Annotated in this window: 14 protein-coding genes and 1 pseudogene; 6 read left to right on the top strand and 9 right to left on the bottom strand. The window is 36.7% G+C overall.

The window, feature by feature from the left end:
- A pseudogene (locus tag J3U66_RS05365) lies at window positions 1-1,574 on the top strand (hypothetical protein); the annotation flags it as partial.
- Window positions 1,575-2,271: 697 nt separating this feature from the next.
- Here the strand turns inward: J3U66_RS05365 and J3U66_RS05360 are convergent.
- The 6 genes from J3U66_RS05360 to J3U66_RS05335 all read right to left on the bottom strand — a co-directional run bounded on the left by J3U66_RS05360 (window position 2,272) and on the right by J3U66_RS05335 (window position 8,440).
- Window positions 2,272-3,387, bottom strand: coding sequence for an ABC transporter permease (locus tag J3U66_RS05360; protein WP_267332471.1), 1,116 nt, complete (start codon window positions 3,385-3,387; stop codon window positions 2,272-2,274).
- Between the two features lie 19 nt (window positions 3,388-3,406).
- Window positions 3,407-4,525 (bottom strand): ABC transporter permease, encoded by a 1,119-nt coding sequence (locus J3U66_RS05355; RefSeq protein ID WP_267332472.1) that lies wholly within the window; start codon window positions 4,523-4,525, stop codon window positions 3,407-3,409.
- Entirely contained in the window at window positions 4,522-6,252 is a 1,731-nt protein-coding gene (locus J3U66_RS05350; protein ID WP_267332473.1) for an ATP-binding cassette domain-containing protein, read from the bottom strand. Before J3U66_RS05350 ends, J3U66_RS05355 begins: the two co-directional genes overlap by 4 nt.
- A gap of 10 nt (window positions 6,253-6,262) precedes the next feature.
- On the bottom strand, window positions 6,263-7,252 hold the full coding sequence (hlyD, locus tag J3U66_RS05345) for a secretion protein HlyD (RefSeq protein ID WP_267332474.1): 990 nt from the start codon (window positions 7,250-7,252) through the stop codon (window positions 6,263-6,265).
- An 18-nt stretch (window positions 7,253-7,270) separates the two neighbouring features.
- A complete protein-coding gene (locus tag J3U66_RS05340) occupies window positions 7,271-7,765 on the bottom strand; it encodes a MarR family transcriptional regulator (protein ID WP_267332475.1) in 495 nt (164 codons plus the stop codon).
- A 147-nt stretch (window positions 7,766-7,912) separates the two neighbouring features.
- On the bottom strand, window positions 7,913-8,440 hold the full coding sequence (locus J3U66_RS05335; protein WP_267348279.1) for a DUF4865 family protein: 528 nt from the start codon (window positions 8,438-8,440) through the stop codon (window positions 7,913-7,915).
- 107 nt (window positions 8,441-8,547) lie between these two features.
- Here J3U66_RS05335 and J3U66_RS05330 point away from each other — a divergent pair, with 107 nt between their 5' ends.
- Window positions 8,548-9,285: a LysR family transcriptional regulator gene (locus J3U66_RS05330; protein WP_267348277.1), complete on the top strand. Its 738-nt coding sequence runs from the start codon at window positions 8,548-8,550 to the stop codon at window positions 9,283-9,285.
- 17 nt (window positions 9,286-9,302) lie between these two features.
- Here the strand turns inward: J3U66_RS05330 and J3U66_RS05325 are convergent, their stop codons facing one another.
- Window positions 9,303-10,121 (bottom strand): helix-turn-helix transcriptional regulator, encoded by an 819-nt coding sequence (locus J3U66_RS05325; RefSeq protein ID WP_267348275.1) that lies wholly within the window; start codon window positions 10,119-10,121, stop codon window positions 9,303-9,305.
- A 303-nt stretch (window positions 10,122-10,424) separates the two neighbouring features.
- On the opposite strand from J3U66_RS05325, the gene fsa reads away from it, so the two are divergent.
- From fsa to J3U66_RS05310, 3 genes are all read left to right on the top strand, one after another.
- A complete protein-coding gene (gene fsa, locus J3U66_RS05320) occupies window positions 10,425-11,087 on the top strand; it encodes a fructose-6-phosphate aldolase (RefSeq protein ID WP_267332479.1) in 663 nt (220 codons plus the stop codon).
- 151 nt (window positions 11,088-11,238) lie between these two features.
- The gene (locus tag J3U66_RS05315; protein ID WP_267348274.1) at window positions 11,239-12,027 is read left to right on the top strand and encodes a siderophore-interacting protein; all 789 of its coding nucleotides are present in this window, start codon (window positions 11,239-11,241) and stop codon (window positions 12,025-12,027) included.
- Between the two features lie 17 nt (window positions 12,028-12,044).
- Window positions 12,045-12,656 carry an ACP phosphodiesterase gene (locus tag J3U66_RS05310; protein ID WP_267332481.1) on the top strand — a complete coding sequence of 204 codons (612 nt, stop codon included), beginning with the start codon at window positions 12,045-12,047 and terminating at the stop codon, window positions 12,654-12,656.
- A gap of 36 nt (window positions 12,657-12,692) precedes the next feature.
- On the opposite strand, the gene J3U66_RS05305 is transcribed toward J3U66_RS05310, so the two are convergent.
- Entirely contained in the window at window positions 12,693-14,774 is a 2,082-nt protein-coding gene (locus J3U66_RS05305; RefSeq protein ID WP_267348273.1) for a 3-hydroxybutyrate oligomer hydrolase family protein, read from the bottom strand.
- Between the two features lie 113 nt (window positions 14,775-14,887).
- Window positions 14,888-15,793: an HTH-type transcriptional activator IlvY gene (ilvY, locus tag J3U66_RS05300; RefSeq protein WP_267332483.1), complete on the bottom strand. Its 906-nt coding sequence runs from the start codon at window positions 15,791-15,793 to the stop codon at window positions 14,888-14,890.
- Between the two features lie 188 nt (window positions 15,794-15,981).
- Between ilvY and prfC the strand changes: the two genes are divergently transcribed.
- A complete protein-coding gene (gene prfC, locus J3U66_RS05295; protein WP_267344851.1) occupies window positions 15,982-17,574 on the top strand; it encodes a peptide chain release factor 3 in 1,593 nt (530 codons plus the stop codon).
- Window positions 17,575-17,694 lie beyond the last annotated feature (120 nt).

Here is a 17,694-nt window from a genome sequence, read left to right as displayed (position 1 = left end):
GGGCATCGGGCATCGGGCATCGGGCATCGGGCATCGGGCATCGGGCATCGGGCATCGGGCATCGGGCATCGGGCATCGGGCATCGCAATTTTTTGTTCAAAAATCCATCTTTAAATTTATTTCTACATTTTCCAAATATTAATCAAAGTAAACAATCCTTTGTCAAAATTTGTTTCAGAAAGGGCATAATAAATTTAGGATTATCAAACCTCTTTTTGTTATTAATGTTGACAGCGTTATCGATAAAGCCGGTGTATGGCTTAAACTCACAAACAGCTCAAGTAATTAATGGCACAGGGCCTTATTTAACGTTTGATAATGGAAAGACAGTGTCAACAACAATATTACCACTGTTATCGCTAACGTTACCGAATAATAAGGTGATAAGCGCCTTGGAAGACAAATCATCAGTAGTCGAGCCCATTGTGATAGAAAAAGTGCCGACAACTTTTAATGATATTAAAACCTATTTACCTTTTAGTAATTATCCATCAATGCCGTTAGCTAATGTGATAGTGGCAAATAATTATTGGCGTGATGCAGATGGAGATAAACTTTTTACCATAACGGGTTCTATGAGAGTGAAATGGGAAACGTACGATGGTGAAGATGTGACCGATTATGTGAAATCGAATCCGAATAGTGAGTTAGATGCGTGTAAATCTCCCTATAAATTAACCCTTAGTGCCGATGATGGTGCTTTAGCAACCCGTTATGGTATACCGGATATAGGTCAATTTACGGGGGCAAGCCACAGTTATTATATTTTATCTAAACGCGAAGTATGTTATCTCAAACCTAACGCAACAATTGTGCTACCCGCTAAGCAATGGTTAACTAATAATCAAAAGGGCGATTTTAACTTTGATTCAGATTCAGATAATTGGTGGAATATACCAGACAGCACAAAACCTGATCCTCTTAATGGCGGTGGTTATACTTCAGATTATGTGCCTAATTTGGGTTTTAAAGCGGTGCCATCAGTATCGTCAAATAAGTTTCCTTCTACTGGCTTTCCTGGTGCACAGTTTCAGCTAATATTAACTGGTGCGCAAACAGATTATAACTATTCTGTTCCTAACAATCCTGGTGGAAAAGTCTCGATTGATAAATTAGGCAACGTATTACTTAATGATAAGCCTTCTGGACCTGTCACTGTTCGGGCAACGTTAAAAAACAATCCATTGTTGACGTATGATTATACTTTTGATCCACGAGGTATTTGGGTTGTACCTTATGAATTTGCATATAATTGGCAGAATGCGTCTAATTTTTGTAGTTTGATAACTCGTAAAGAATTAACTAATTCCCCTCGTAGTGCTGCGCCAATGAATTGGCTTTATCAATACAGTGCTTATACAAGGTCTATTGGCGAAAGTATTTTGGGTGAATGGGGACATTTAGATAAAAATACCTATCCAAAATCACACTGGCTAGATCAGCTGTTTTGGACAGCAGACTATTGGGGAACATTATCGGGTGGTAACAGTGCGCACTTTCGAATAGGTTTGTACTATGGTGATGTTGGTGTGGGTGTCGATACCAATATGCATTATGTTTTATGTAAAGAATGATTTAACTACGTGCTTATTTAATGACTATCCAATTGATTTAAATAGTATAAATTAGATAAGGATTTCATGTTGCAAAAGGATTTATGATCAATATTTGTCACAAGTTGGATTATCAACAGAATTTAAATAAGGTATTTTTATTTAAAGAAGGTGCTTTTTTAAGCACATATAATCCAACTGTATTTGTCATTAACCAGCAATTAGGTTACTGTTTTAAAATTGTTTTATTTCAATTTAAAACATATCTTAATAAGTCGATTTTTGTGTGTAGCTTTTTCCGTAACTAAGCTAAGCGAACATTTGCCATAAGTGATTTCAACCGAGTTTGGCGTACAACTTGAGTGCGAGTATGGAGTGGATGGTTATAGCGATGAATACACGCGACGTTGCCATAACATTAACGAAGTAAATGTTGTGGCAAAAGCCCGCAACGAGTCGTTGTAAACGAACGAGGCGCGGGCGTCGGAGCCGCAAGCATACAATTAGATTAAAATTTAAGCAATACATCTATTTAACTCAGTAAGCAGCAGGTAAGTTATTCACGCGGTTGGTCGCCAAATCTTTTTTCTTCAGACGCTGATTTGGTTTTATAGAGCGTTAAAAATAATAAATAACAAGCTTGTCGTAGTATAAGTGGCATAAAAATAGGTCAATAATCATCATAGACATTATTCGAATCTTCGAATGTTATGAGATGTTACACATACTTTTTAAATAGAAAGTAAGCACTACCACCTAATAATATTGTGATGGCATACAGTTTCCATAAACTATGCCAGATAATAGCAAAACTGACATTTTTTAGATAAATCTGCTTTGTTAGTTCGACAAAATGGCGCACCGGATTAATTTCTGTTAGATATTGTAAAAAAATTGGCATGTTTTCGACCGGCGCAATAAATCCTGATAATAATATTGCCGGCATCATAAAGGTAATAATACCAATAAATGCTTGTTGTTGAGTTGAACAAAGTGCAGAAATAAATAAGCCAAATCCAACTAACGATAATCCATAACTAAACATACATAAATAAAAATAAATGAGTGATCCTTGAAAGGTAATGCCATAAAGAAAAATGCTGGCAATCAGTATCAGACTGCCTTGTAACATGGCGACAATAATTGCTGGTATTGCTTTACCAGTAAAAATTTGCCAAGTCATTAAAGGTGAAATGCGTAACTGGTCAAGGGTACCTTGTTCGCGTTCACGTGCTACCGAAAGTGAGGTGACAATCATAACGCCGATAGTCGTAATTAACGCAATTAAGGACGGTAAGATAAAATGTTTATAGTCTAAATTACCGTTGTAACGATGACGGACAATCAATTGACTACTATTTTGCCCTAGTTGTTCTTGCTGATATTGCATAATAATTTGTTGAATATAGCTAGCAGCAATTTGCGCACTGTTAGACTTGCGACCATCTAAAATAATTTGGATTTGTGTGGATTGCCCACTAAGTAATTTTTGCGAGAAATCACTTGGAAATTGCACCGCAACTAAGGCTTTTTGATAATTAATTGTATCACTAATGGCCTGCTGTGAATCGAGTACTAATATTTTAGAAAAAGAACTCGAATGTGCAAATCGATTAATTAACTCTGAACTCGGTTCATCTATTGTTGGTCTATACACGGCTATTGTTGCATTGGTGACATCAAGCGTAGCAGCAAAAGGAAAGATAAAAATTTGCAGTAAAACTGGCATGACTAAAATAAGACGGGTTTGTTTATCTTGCCAAAGTAGGGCGAGCTCTTTTTTTATTAGAGTCAAAGTTCGATATAGGGTTATTGTGTTAATCAATTTTATCATAGTATTTGTTCCGGTTATCTTAATCTAATTGCATACGGGTTTTTTTTAATATCACCACAAATAAAAGACAGATGCAGATGATTAAAAAAAACGCATTAATTAGCATTACTGATACAATATCGCCGGCTAAAAACAGCGTTTGTAAAATATTGACGTAGTAACGAGCTGGGATGATATAAGTAACGAGTTGGATAATGGCCGGCATACTATTGATTTCAAATACGAATCCCGAAAGCATAACGGCTGGTAAAAATGCCGCGTTTAATGCAATCATAGCTGCATTAAACTGGTTGCGGGCTAATGTTGATATCAATAAACCCAGTTGTAAAATAACCAGTAAAAATAAACTACTCACAATTAATAATAGTGTAATCGAACCGCGAAAAGGCACTTGCATGATGCCCACCGTCACAATTACACAAATAATTAACGCGAGTAGACCAATTAGATAATAGGGAATAAGCTTTGATAATAAAAACTCTAACTTAGTCATTGGCGTTGATAATAACGCTTCCATCGTGCCACGTTCCCATTCACGAGCAATCACCAAAGCAGTTAGAATTGAACCTATCACTGTCATAATGATCGTGATAGCGCCAGGCAAAATAAAGTTTTTGCTTATCGCCGCTGAGTTAAACCAAACGTGCGAGGTTATTTCAATACCTTGACGATGGTCAATCAATCGTTGTTGATTTTGCTTTTGTTGCCAAATTTGCCATATGCTCGTTAAATAACCTTGTACAAAATTAGCAGTATTGGGTTCACTGCCATCGGTGATAAGTTGAATAGTTCCTTGGTGATTTTGTACTGCTTGCGCAAAATTAACGGGTATGACAACTATCCCTCGAATTTGTCCGGCGCTTAATTTTGTTGATAATTCATAGCGGTTATTTGAAAACACAGGATCAATAAAAGGGGAACCATTCAATTCTTGTACAAAATCATGAGCCGGCTGACTTTGTTGTTCGACTAATACACCAATACGAATTTTGTTGGAATCTAAACTAATACCATAACCAAATAGGAACAATAATAACAAGGGAATAATAATGGTGATTATCCAGCTACTTGGATCACGAAGGATTTGCTTAATCTCTTTGTTACACAGTGTCAATGTACGGCTGAATGAAAACATCATAATGTTTTTCCTGATTTAGCATCAACGACCAGTTTAATAAAAGTTTGCTCCATAGTTGCATTGTCGGCGACGGATTGCTTTAATTGATTTGGTGAACCTAAAGCAATTACTTTGCCACCATTAATTAAAGCGATACGATCACAATATTCAGCCTCATCCATAAAGTGCGTTGTCACCATAACCGTTACACCTTTTTCAACCAGACTATTAATATGAACCCAAAATTCACGACGCGTTATCGGATCGACACCTGATGTCGGTTCATCTAAAAAGACAATTTCGGGTTTATGCATCAAAGCACAAGCTAAAGCTAAGCGTTGTTTGAATCCTAGTGGCAATGATTCAGGTTTTTTAGCTAACATAGGCTCTAAATCGAATGCGGTTATCATCTCGTTCATGCGTTGTTTTTGTTCATCTGCCATCAAGCCATAAATCCCCGAAAAAAAGCGCAGATTTTGATACACACTCAATTTATCATATAGCGAAAAGCGTTGCGCCATATAGCCAATTCGTTCACGTACTTGGATCGCACTTTTTTTCAGATCTAACCCCAAGACTAAGGCTTTTCCGCGACTAACAGGCAATAAGCCGCACATCATTTTAAACGTTGTTGATTTACCTGCGCCATTTGGACCTAATAAACCAAAAATTTCGCCGCGTTTAATGGTAAAATTTACCTGATCTGTGGCAATAAAGCTGCCAAAAGTTTTTGTCAAATCTTTGGCTTCGATAACAATATCATCGAGTGATCCCGATATTTTCGGCATAATTTTAGTCAATATCGATTCTTTATGAGTAATACCGCCAAGTAAATCGATAAATGCATCTTCAAAACGCCCACAAGTCGGTTTACTGGTAATATCGGGGATAGGCAGATGCTTCAATATTTGCTCAATAGATTGATCTGATTTTATAATCAAGCGAATATTATCGCCTTCAATCACACCGTCACTTACTGCGGGTAATTTTAAAACTGATTGTAATAACGTTCGATTTGATGTAGATGAAGAAAGCAAGTAAACTCGATTGGCAACGCGCTGGGTTAGCCGTTGCGGTTGTCCTTGAAAAAGTAATTCACCTTTATTAAGCAATAAAATGGATTTACATTGTTCAGCTTCGTCAAGGTAAGATGTACTCCAGATGATAAGCATCCCTTCATTGGCTAACTGATGCACCATTTGCCATAGTTCCTTGCGTGAAATCGGATCAACGCCAACACCCGGTTCATCAAGTAACAAAATTTGTGGATCGCCCAATAAAGTACAAGCTAGACCAAGTTTCTGCTTCATCCCGCCGGATAACTTACCGGCTAGTCGTTCAGTAAAGCGCGCCAAATCGGTAAATTTAAGCAGTTTATCGAAAATTTGCTGACGATCTTCGCTTTTGATATCACGTAGATCAGCAAATAAATTAAGATTTTCTAACACGGTCAAATCTTCATAAAGACCAAACTTTTGGGGCATATAGCCTACAATTGTCCGTAGTTGATCGCGGTTTTCTATCGGGTTTAATCCTGCAACAGTAATTTTGCCTTCACTTGGCGTAAGCAACCCTGCTAACATTCGTAACAAGGTAGTTTTGCCGGCGCCATCCGGACCCACCAAACCAGTCACCCCATGTGCGGAAAGGGTTATCGATAACGGCTTTATAGCAATTGTTACCGGTTGATTGTTTTGCACAAACTGTTTGGTGACCTTGTCGAGTACAATTTGCTGATGATTTTGCATAATGTCACCATTATTGTGAAAATTTAATGGTTACCGGCATACCTTGACGTAACATCTCATCTGCTTGCCCTTCACCGGTTTGGTTAATTTGAATTCGCAAACGGTAAACTAAATCAGTGCGTAATACGGGGGTTTCAACCGTTTTCGGGGTAAATTCTGCCGTAGGAGACACAAAGCCAATTTGGCCGATATAGGGTCTGTCCGGCTGAGAATCGGTATATACATAAACGGTTCGACCCGGTACGGCTTGACTTAAATTGACTTCATCGATATAAGCCCGTACCCAAACTGGCCTATCTAACGAAATCGCATAAATCGGTGTGCCTGCACTCAACATCGTACCGGGTTCAACTGCGCGAGTTAAAATGGTGCCGTCAGTAGGAGCATAAAGTTCGGTATCCGATAAATTAAGTTCAGCTTGTTCAAGCTGAGCTTTTGCCACTGCAACGGTTGCTTGTGCTGATTCAATTTCCTCTTTGCGATAACCGTTAGTGAGTTGATCTAGCTTTTGTTTTGCTGTCTGTAAATTGGCTTTGGCTTGATTTCGCAAGGTTAAGCTGTTATCCAGTTGATCTTTAGATATCGAGGCGGATTTAATCAATGTTGCCATGCGTTGATAATTGCTTTCGGCATAATCATAACTCGCTTGATACTGTAAGACTTGTGCAGCAGCTTGCGCGACTTCTTCTTTACGATAGCCGGTGGTGACTAAATCCAATTGCGCTTGCTGCATCATTAAATTGGCTTTCGCCTGATCTAAAGCAATTTGATAAGGTTTAGCATCAAGTTTAGCTAATAGATCACCTTGTTTGATATGATCGCCTTCTTCATGATTCAACTGCATTAAGCGACCTGAAACACGAAAACTACTATTCACAGTGCGAATATCGACATTACCATATAAAACCAGTGAAGCCGGGCTTTTATAAATAAACCAAACGATACAACTTATTGCCAAAATGAATAATAATATTAGAGGTATGAGCTGTTTTTTCTTCATAACTATTCTCGCTTATCGTTATTCAGTAAGGTGCTTTAAAAGTTTAGTTAAGATTGAACGTAACTGCTGCCGTTCTTCCTGCGAAATAATTTGCCAGGCAGCAACCACTTTCTGTTCGATAGGGGGTAACTCTTTTTTAAAAAATTTAGTCCCCTTATTTGTCAAAATCAGACAGTGGGAACGACGATCGTTCGCATCATCTTGACGTTCAATCAGACCATTTGCGACCAAGGTTTCGACACTACGGCTAACTTGGACACGCGAAAAATTGGTTAACTGACTGACTTGTGACGGCTTCACGCCGTCAGGTTGATGCCAATAAATCACCAGTAAAATAGCAAATAATTTGTCATCAAGCTGATACTGTTGATAAGTTTGGTTAAGATTTTCTAACAGTGTTTCGGTACTAAACTGCAATAAACGAGTCAAAAAAATCTCATCATAGTTGAATGAAAGTCCACGAGATTTAAATTTATCAATCAGTTTTTCAACGGTTGTAATAGGGATCGCCATAAAAAAGCCTTATTAAATTAGTTTCAATTGAAACTATATCAAATGAAACTAATTTTAACAATAACAATTTATAGCATTCATTAACAGGCTTTTATTTAAATGTTTTCCAATGGTAACGGCACTATTTTGCTGTTGGCTTTTAGTTGATTATTGACCGAATGAAAGATGTAATACCTGATAGAGATTGTGATTAACTAATGTCGGTTTTTCATGAAAAAAAGTGAAAATACAATACATCCATTTATCAGGATTATAGATTACTATCTGTCCTGTTTGATTTTGATGTGTAGGGTGTTTGAAGTCGAACCCTTTTAATTGTGGCTGAGTCGCAATGACAAAGTTTTCTTCTAACATGTATTTACTTTGTACAAAACGATCACTGAGATTGATTTGCGCAACTACGCCTATATGAATATTTTGCCAACCAAATGAAGTTAGAATATTGTCATAATAACCGTCAAATATGAACGTTGTCATGCCTTCTGTACGGCGCCAAATATAGAGTGGGCAATAGCTATTGGCAATATTATCGTTATCTTTTTCTGAAATTAAGTAAGCTTTAAATAATAAATCTTTAAAACCATCCGTTTTGTGGCCATTAGTCATAATTCGTTGTTTGATTATTTTCATATCATAATCAGCCGGTAAATTTATTTTATATTGCATTGCTTGCATAATTTGTCTCCTTTCAATGTTTGATTTAGTTTAGAAAAGGAATTGAGATTTGAATAATCCTCATTTATGATTGGGGTATCAAAAAAAGTGATAGGTACTGTTTTTAAATGAATTTTAAAGGATTATTGATTTTTAAAACGGTTTATGAGGTGAATAGTCTTAATAAAGCCGCTAAAATTTTGGGTTATACTCAATCAAACTTGACGGCTCATTTAAAAAAGATAGAGCATGAGTTAGGTGCAAGCTTATTTATTCGTCGATTTGATGGTGTCATACCTACAGAAGAGGGGCAACAGTTTTATCATTTCGCTATTCAAACACTCGATAGATTTGCACAGCTTAAGACATCATTTAAATTTCGCCAACCTACGCTATTAATTTCTGAACTTCTTTTCCAATTTATTGTGATTGAACAACAAAAATATGCAATTGGCTCAACAGAGATTGTTATAAAAAGAACCAGTGAGATGAACCATGTTATTAATGAGCAATTTTTTGATAATGTGATTACGTTTAAAAAATTTAATCATGCTGATTATTGTTTAGTGGCTACAAAATATTTACCTGTTACTTTTTTAAAAAGCCATTCAAATATCACTCATCAACAACTGCCTATTTTGATTAATAATGATGTTGATTGTCCGCTAAGAGCTAAGACTTTAGCTATATACCAACAGACGAGTAATATTATTACCGTTGATTCTTTAAGCCAATTGTTGAACCTTGTCGAAAAAGGGCAGGGAATTGCATTATTGCCGTTATTTTTGCAAAAAGATAATTTTGAAAAATTTAATGATGAACAGTATTTGATTGCATTTTATTGTTATCAACACCAATCGATTTAGTTTTTAAACCTTATTTATTATTTTTGTGATAATTTGCTGTGGTATTGACGGCGGTATTCGGTTGGTGTGCGTTCGGTTTTTTTTCTAAAAATTCGGCAAAAGTAGTTACTATCTTGAAAGCCCGATGCTTGTGCGACTTCTTTGACATTTAAATCATAATTTTTCAATAGTGATTTGGCATATTCTATACGTACATGATTTAAATATTCATTTAAGCCAATTTTGCCTTCGCGTTGAAATAGATGAGATAAATAGTTAGGCGAGATATAAAACATATTGGCTAAAAAGTCGCGGGTGATATCGTCACAAAAATGGGTATCGATATATTGTCGGATCGCTTGAAAAATGCTTGCCGTTTTCGATGCAGTTTCGACATTGACATTGAGCAGATCTAAGGTATTACTCAGTAGACTTTGTATCAAAAAATGCGCGGTTTGATTATTTTCTGCTGGTTGATTATGCCAAGTTAGTTCGGCGAGTGCTTGAATAATAAAAGCACCGACTCGTGGACCGCGCCTTAACGTATTGATTTGACCATAAGAGGTAAATTGGTTGCCATTCCAATGTAGTAAACTGAGGTTAATTTGTTGTTTGGCAAATAAAATGGTTAAAGTGGTGACAGGCTCTTCTAGAATGGGTTTATTCCAACTATGGACCACAGTATATAAGAGATCATGGGCTGAAAGCGTTTTGTGAATAATATTGCCGGCATTATCAGTCAATTGAATTTGTTGTGTACCTTCCAGCACAATCTCTATCTTCGGAAAATCAAGCTGGAATGCTTGCAGTGTTGGTGCATTGCTATTATCGGCAAAGAAGATGTGATTGATCTTCATTTGTCCGTTAACCAGCTTAGTTAGTGTGTTGTTGATGGATATTTTCATGCTATTTAAGTGAGTATGATATCAAGAAATACACGCTGTTTTATAGAGTATATTCCGTGAATGATGAAAGCAAAGAATAATAAAATATCTTTATAATTAAATGTATTAATTATGTGATCAAGATCTCATTTTTATATTTAGCGTACAAAAATCCAGTAAATAGCAAAATCGTCTTCTAGGCTAACAAAACAATATTTTTTACTATGCTAGTGTCTTATCACTTAGATAATTAACCTATATACCAAGGGGCATAGTATGGAATTATATTTAGATACAGCGGATATTTCAGCAATTAAACGCCTTGCTGCAATATTGCCAATTAAAGGTGTCACGACTAATCCAAGTATTGTGGCAAAATCAGAAAAGCCGATTTTTGAATTGTTAGCCGAGTTACAAGATCTGTTAGGTTCGGATAAAGTGCTTTTTGCTCAAGTATTGTCGAACCAGGCTAAAGAGATGATAAAAGAAGCTGAGCAACTAAGAAAAGCCGTGCCAACTATTGTAACTAAAATACCTGTTAATGCCGAAGGTTTAATTGCCATAAAGGAATTGAGCAAACAAGGAATACCAACTTTAGGCACGGCGGTATATGGAGCGGGACAGGGTTTTTTAGGTGCGCTTGCTGGGGCAAAATATATTGCGCCTTATGTTAATCGTATTGATGCGCAAGGCGGCAATAGTAAAGAGACAATTCAAGAGTTACAGACATTATTAGATTTACATTGTCCTGAATCTATGGTGTTAGCGGCCAGTTTTAGAACACCACGACAAGCCTTGGATTGTTTATTAGCAGGATGTCAATCAATTACGTTACCTGTGGATGTGGCTGAACAATTTATTTCTGATCCAGCTGTTGATGCAGCAATAGTAAAGTTTGAGCAAGATTGGTGCCGTGCTTTTGGTTCCCTAACTTACTAAGTCAAACTGTCAATACTATTGCGTGCATTGCTTGTAAAGCTAAGGTTTAATTGCGGTATTGAACGCAAAACGGTTAAATAAAAAGTTGGCTATATTTTGGTTATTTTATTGTATGATAATGCTAATAACATGGAATGAAAGGATCTTAAATATGACAGAACAACATAAAAGAGTGATTGTTAATGCAATATTGACAGTGGTTAAAATTGAAAAAATATCCCATAGTTTTATTCGATTACACTTTACTTGTAGTAAGCCACTCACGATTGATAAGTCTTGGGTTTGTCCACATATTAAATTACTCTTTACTGATCCTGAATCTGGTCAGATTCCTTTTCCACAGTTAGATGAAAATAATAAAATTATTGTCAATGAACGAACTCGCCAATTGGCTCGAACTTATAGTGTGCGTTATTTTGATGAAGCAACACAACAATTGGCAATTGATTTTGCTATTCACCCAGAAGGTTTGGCAACGTTATGGGCACAGCGGGCAACTGTTGGTGATCAAGTTGGTGTAGTTGGGGTTGTATCTAAATTAAACGTTGATGTTCAGCAGTTAGTTTTTATGGGCGATATCGCTGCCGTGCCTACTATTAGTTACGCTATTGAGCACTTGCCTGATTATCAAAAAGTCAATGCGTTTATTGAAGTTAATCATCCAACCGATGTATTACCCTTACCCGTTCGTGACAACCAACAAATTCATTGGTTAGTCCGTGACAAAGGACAACCAAGTCAACTGATTGATAGCATACTGGCGACAGATTTTACGGATAATCCACCACTCCTTTTTTGGGGGGGAATGGAGGCATCGCTAGCACAGCAGCTGCGTCGAGCGCTAAAAGACAAATATAGTAATTTGCCAGCCGACGCATTCCAAATTACCAGCTATTGGCGTGAAGGATTAGCTGAAGGGCAATTTAAACACCGTGAATAATTAATTATTCTTATTGTATGAATATTCTTGCACATTTACATTTGGCAACATTGGCAAACAGTTCCTTGATTGGGAATAGTGTTGCCGATTTTGTGAAAGGTGATCCCTATTTAGCTTATCCACAAACTATTGCAGATGGCATTATGCTTCACCGAAGAATCGATAGCCTAATCGATTCTTTACCCGAAGTGAAGCAAGCTAAACAGTTATTTAGAAAAACTCACCAGCGAGTGGCGCCTATTGCATTAGATATTGTTTGGGATCATTTTTTGTCTAAATACTGGTCAGAGTATGGTATAAAATCTTATGCTGCCGTAGCTGAATTTAACCAGTTGACTAAAGAGCAAATTGCCCCTTTTATTACTGATTATCCACCCGATTATCAATATTTTATGCAGTCAATGTGGCAAGGTAAATGGCTTGAAAATTATGCTGATATCGAATTTATTGAAAAAGTACTTAAAGGTATGGCCGCGCGAAGACCTAGACTCAGTTTATTAAAAGAGACAATTGTTGATATTAAGCTACATTATTCAGCGCTTGAATCACTTTTTTTTAAGTTATATCCCCAAATGGTAAAATTTGTTAGTTCCAATCATTTTCAAGAAAACAGGCGATTATCGAAATAAGTTTAGTTAATCAACTTACCCGATAATCTTTAGTTGTTAATTTGGAATAGTAAGTTTACCGTTTTCTTTCTTAATGACATTGTTACGATTTGGTGATTGTGAAATCGGCACTAAGTTTTTAATGGTAGCATCAAGGGTAATGTCATTATTACTTGCTCGTGGTTTTGTATGAACAACTTGGCTTTCAGGCAGGGTTGCTTTATTCGTTAGATTTGCCCATAACCACTCCATTGCATCTTCACCATAATAATCTATAGGAAGTAAAATGTTTTCAAATGGCGGTTTACCATCTAAATAGCTAGTGTTTTCAACTTCTATGTAACGTAATTGTGAATTTTTACCTTCAACTTGGCTATTTAATGCGACATAAGCTCGTGATGTGTAATCCGGTAATTGTTTGACATTATTACGGCCATGTACAATATAGGTTTTAATTCCATTTAAATTAGCCGAAGCAATGATCTGACCCATACCATATTGAACGCGCGGATCGTTTATTTTTTTATATAAACACATAGCCCCTTTACTATTATAATCAATGTTTTCTTTGCTTTCAGAGCTAGAATAGAAATCCCTTCTAGGTGAAATCACATCTTCATTATTGACCAATGCTAATGCAGTTGAATCATTACCAATCCATACAGGTAAATGTCCATCAGATAATCCCCAAAGTTGTTCAAAGGCGACTTCCTTTAATGGTGCAACTTTACCGGTATAGTAAATGGGATTTTGTTGTGTGCTAGCAACTGAATAGTTGCACATTCTTTCGGTGATGTCGTAGTGTCCGTAAGCGCTAATGTATTGATAAGGTAAACTGACCGTTTCTTTAAAATAAAAATAGGGTAATTGGATATCCATTTCAGGCGTCCACCCATATTTATGTAGCTTTTCAAGCGCTTCTTCAGGTGTGCCTTCTTTTAATAGTTTTGCTTGTTTTAAGTCATTACAGCGGTTTTGTGAAAAAACATATTTATCGGCAAAAGGAATATACTTATCTTTATTGTTTTCGATAATTGCTGGCACAGCACAAGGGATATAAAGTGAAGCGTATGCGCTGTATTCTGCTATCGATTGATATTGAATTTTAACAGGTGTATTTTTACCGAATTGTACGCTAGCGGCTATTTTTTTGGAATAAGGTACAATTTGTGGGTTAACTGCAACGATTCCTTTTATAATGTTATTTTTGTCAAGCTCGCCCGCTTTGAGTGCTGCGCCGCCACCATCACTCGCTCCATAGACTAATACTAATGTATTGTCTTTGTTGTATTTGATTGTTTTATCCGGTGAATATAATGTGTTGATTTGATAAAATGCAAATTCAATGGATTGTAAAACAAATTCCCCCCAACGCTGCTCTGAATTCTGTCTTGAATGCAGTTGTTTTATGGCGTAGCGGTTGGGATAAGCTTTAACATACCTTTCTCGATTGTTAATATCTGGTTTAAAAAGAAGATTATCTGTTTGTGTTTTACCATCAATGGCAAATCCACGCTGGTTAGTGATATCATAAATACCGTTGCCTAATCCTTTATCATTGTAAACAACTGCACAGTTGTGACGTAATCCCCATAATCCTCTAATTTGTACATCGTGGGCATTAAATAATCCATCGGAATCGGTGGCAGGCACCGCAACAATACAAGGTTTGTTTTTATCAAAATCCAAGGGGATTTGTAATAATAAACCGACAGTTTCTTCTTTATTTTTAAGGGTAGCTAAAACCTCAGTACCTGCCACTTTGCCATCAAATAATGGGGTTAAGGTTTTACGCTGATAACCAAAAAGAGTACCTTCTCCCGTTTTAGTATCAATAAATCGGTTAAGTTTTAATTGCCTTAGTTCTTGAGTTGTTGGTTGCGTAGGGTTAGCCTGCTTAAGATTGATTTTAGTTGTTGATAGCGGTGTAAAGCCTAAACCCGCTGTGGCTAAGTCATCGCTATCACCATCATAATAGTTTGTACTTTCGATGGTTAACCATTGAGGTTTTACAATAGTATTATTCTCTTCACGGTTAATATTTAAACGTGTATTACCTTTGGCCTGTACTGTAAAAGCAATCGTAGTTGTAGTAAGCAGAATTAATGATGTTAATATTTTTATAGTTCTTGTGTTCATGAAAATATTTCCTTTTTTAACAACCAAGCTTGTCGTCAAATTATTTTTTATGTTGCTTGCAGTATTAATAATGTAACTATTTTCTAGGTAAATGATTATACACGATATTTTGTTTATTGGGATTGGTTTGGTAAATTAAGATTGCATAATCCCCAAAACGCCGCGATAATTTTTTCTGATAAACGTCTTTTTTGAACACAGATCCCAACGTCAAACGGTTCCATTAAATTGGTTGACCATTCAGTAATTCTTTCCCGAATTCTTTCAGGGCTATTTTCCATAACAACTTTAGGTAATAAGGCTACACCGCAACCTAGTGCAACCATAGAAACAATTGCCTCGTGACCTGCAACTGTTGCATAAATTTTGGGGCTCATAATTTTTTGCTGTTTAAACCACAAATCAATGCGGTGCCGGCTTGGGCCATGTTCCGGCAAAATAAAGGGTATATTATGCCAATCCGGTTTTTTTTGGTGTAATTTATCACTAAATGAGCTATTGAGCTTGGGTATGAGTAACACCATCTCTATTTCACCAAATTTTAAAAATTCGACTCCTGAAGGTAATTGTTTTGGTTTGCCTGCAATGGCTAAATCGACTTGATTGGACTGGATTTTTTCAACCGCATCTGCCGCATCGCCGGTTGAGAGTTTAATTTCTACAAGAGGATAATTAATTCGAAAGCGGTCAAGTATTTCAGGTAAATGGCTGTAAGCGGCTGTTACTGAACAAAATAGGGTTAATTCGCCAACTAATTGTTGATTGGATTGATCTAATTCTTGGCGCACTTGCTGATGCAAACTGATTACTTGCTGGGCAAAACGTTTTACCTTTTCCCCTTCTTGCGTTATTTGTACTTGGCGATTATCACGAATAAAAAGGGCATGACCAAAATGTTCTTCTAAGCGTTGTATTTGTCTGGATAACGTCGAAGGGCTTACATGCATAGCATCGGCGGTCATACCAAAATGGCATGTTTCGCATAAATGTAAGAACAATTTTAAATCACGAATATTCATAACAAAATCCAATTTATACTGAAAGCTAGGTTTTTTTGCAAACTTGCAAAACAGCACCTAATCAATACTAGTTTATGCAAACATTATGCATAGATAAACCAATAACGCAAATAACTGCAATGGTAAAAATTAACAAGTTCTGTTAAAATGCCCGATTATTTTTGTGCAGGATAATTATCGTTAATTTTATGACAGAACAAGCTTATTTAGATGAAGTAAATGCGCGTCGCACTTTTGCTATTATTTCACATCCCGATGCTGGTAAAACAACCATTACAGAAAAAGTGTTGCTATTTGGTCATGCCATTCAAACAGCTGGAACGGTAAAAGGTCGAGGCGCGAATGCCCAACACGCTAAATCCGACTGGATGGAGATGGAAAAGCAGCGTGGTATTTCGATTACAACTTCTGTCATGCAGTTTCCTTATAATCAATGTCTAGTCAATTTACTTGATACCCCAGGGCATGAAGACTTCTCAGAAGATACTTATCGAACTTTAACGGCCGTTGATAGTTGTTTAATGGTGATTGATGCAGCAAAAGGGGTTGAAGATCGTACGCGTAAATTAATGGAAGTAACGCGTTTACGTAATACGCCGATTTTGACTTTTATGAATAAGTTAGATCGTGATATTCGTGATCCTTTAGAATTACTCGATGAAGTTGAGAACGAGCTCAATATTATGTGTGCACCGATTACTTGGCCTATTGGTTGTGGCAAGTTATTTAAAGGTGTGTACCATTTAGCCAAAGATGAAACTTATCTATATCAAACAGGTCAAGGACATACCATTCAAGAAGTCCGTGTTATTAAAGGGTTAACTAATCCTGAATTGGATAAAACTGTTGGCGATGATTTAGCCGCTCAGCTTCGTGAAGAGCTTGAATTAGTGCAAGGCGCATCGAATGAGTTCGATTTACAAGCATTTTTATCCGGTGATTTAACCCCCGTCTTTTTTGGTACTGCATTAGGTAATTTTGGTGTTGATCATATGTTAGATGGCTTAACGGCTTGGGCTCCGCCACCGCAAGCTCGTCAAACGGATAAGCGAAAAGTCGAATCTAGCGAAGAAAAATTTAGTGGTTTTGTCTTTAAGATTCAAGCCAATATGGATCCAAAACACCGAGACCGCGTGGCATTTATGCGCATTGTGTCGGGTAAATATGAAAAAGGCATGAAATTGCGCCATGTTCGTCTTGCTAAAGATGTCAATATTTCTGATGCATTAACCTTTATGGCCGGCGATCGTGAACATGTAGAAGAGGCTTATGCGGGTGATATTATCGGATTACATAATCATGGTACTATTCAAATTGGTGACACCTTTACCCAAGGTGAAGATCTTAAGTTTACCGGTATTCCTAACTTTGCCCCGGAACTATTTCGCCGAATTCGTTTAAAAGATCCGCTAAAACAAAAGCAATTATTAAAAGGATTAGTGCAATTGTCTGAAGAGGGTGCTGTGCAGGTATTTCGACCATTAGCCAACAATGACTTAATTGTCGGGGCAGTTGGTGTACTTCAGTTTGATGTGGTCGTTGCTCGATTAAAATCTGAATATAATGTTGAAGCCATTTATGAACCGGTAAATGTGACCACCGCACGCTGGGTAGAATGTAGTGACGCGAAGAAATTCGAAGAGTTTAAACGCAAATGTGAGCAAAATTTAGCGTTAGATGGCGGTGATAATTTATCCTATATTGCGCCAAGTATGGTTAACTTAAATCTAACTCAAGAACGTTATCCAGATGTCGAATTTAGAAAAACACGGGAACATTAATTGTTATTATTTCTCCATTGTTGTTTAAAAAAATAAAGAGCTGGGTTTTCCCAGCTTTTTTATATTGTAGAGAAATTGAAACAATATAAAATAAAAGCGACTGTCAGTTCTAGTATTGGT

The organism is Gilliamella sp. B2969, from assembly GCF_026536195.1.
In the GTDB taxonomy this organism is placed as follows: Bacteria; Pseudomonadota; Gammaproteobacteria; order Enterobacterales; family Orbaceae; genus Gilliamella.
Note: the sequence above shows the minus strand (reverse complement) of the source record. Positions and strands in the feature narration are given on the sequence as shown.